1 protein-coding gene is annotated in these 248 nt (G+C 35.1%); it reads right to left on the bottom strand.

The window, feature by feature from the left end:
- Window positions 1-50 precede the first annotated feature (50 nt).
- A partial coding sequence (gene ssb, locus KI356_RS22465) for a single-stranded DNA-binding protein (RefSeq protein WP_212936509.1) occupies window positions 51-248 on the bottom strand: 198 nt, incomplete at its 5' end.

The following is a 248-nucleotide window of genomic DNA, read 5'->3' as shown; positions in this document are numbered from 1 at the left end:
CATTTCTATTTTCACCTAATCGTTCCATAACTATAGTTAAAAGTCTACTATTATTGCGATGCTCCCTCCCTTCTTCTCTCCAAAAATGTAATACTCTCAATCACAACTTCAGTTCTAAATACTCTCTTTCCTTGTTCATCATCGTAATTACTCGTATGAATACGCCCGGTAATCCCAACAAGTGAGCCCTTCATACAATATTCTGTTACATTTTCAGCCGATTTTCTCCAAACAACACAATTTATAAA

The organism is Bacillus hominis (assembly GCF_018332515.1).
GTDB lineage: Bacteria > Bacillota > Bacilli > Bacillales > Bacillaceae_G > Bacillus_A > Bacillus_A hominis.
This window is presented reverse-complemented; position numbering and strand designations above follow the sequence as displayed.